At 54.7% G+C, this 664-nt stretch carries 1 pseudogene; it reads right to left on the bottom strand.

Annotated features, from left to right (window positions below):
* Positions 1-208, bottom strand: a pseudogene (locus VL52_RS24320) (hypothetical protein); the annotation flags it as partial.
* Positions 209-664: the final 456 nt, after the last annotated feature.

Below are 664 nucleotides of genomic sequence, written 5' to 3'. Positions count from 1 at the left end.
TCGTCAATGCCACCGCTCCTATCGCCACACTCAGCGCGTAGCCAGACACCAGATAGCCCGCCACCTGCTCCGTGATCCTGAAATCCGCCGCCACCTGCGGCAGCAAGCCGACGATGCCGAACTCGGTGAGTCCGATACCGAACGCCCCTAAGGCCAGGGCAAAAAGTCCAATTGGCATATCAAACCTCCGGTAATTTGCAAATGTCATATAATTAACTTCAGACTAATCAAGACAGGATAAAATGTCAACGTACTAAATTATTTAACTAAATATGCTTTATGATTATCTAATATATTTTTGACCGCCAGAGTTAAATCCGAGTGTGAAATATGTGTATGCGAGTCAATAACAGCCGGGATACTGGGATGCCGGGCATAAAATGCCGGCGAGCACCGCAGCGCGATCTGCAACACCCATGCGCGGATCGCGCGTGGGCATAAGCGTCAATGCCGAGGTAAAGCAGCAGGACGGCGGTAGATTCGATTCGAAGAATGGAGCGATGCGGGGCGACCGAACGGGCCTGCATCGGCGGAAGGGAGCGCGGCAGAAACAGCCGTCCGCGCGAGGCTGACAACAAGAAGAGGCGGGTCCCGACAATCGCGAGACCCGGTCCTGACACCAAAACGCGCCTGGGGCGCGGGAGAACGAGACGATTACGCCGTC

Source organism: Chromobacterium vaccinii (assembly GCF_000971335.1).
GTDB classification, from domain to species: Bacteria; Pseudomonadota; Gammaproteobacteria; order Burkholderiales; family Chromobacteriaceae; genus Chromobacterium; species Chromobacterium vaccinii.
Note: the sequence above shows the minus strand (reverse complement) of the source record. Positions and strands in the feature narration are given on the sequence as shown.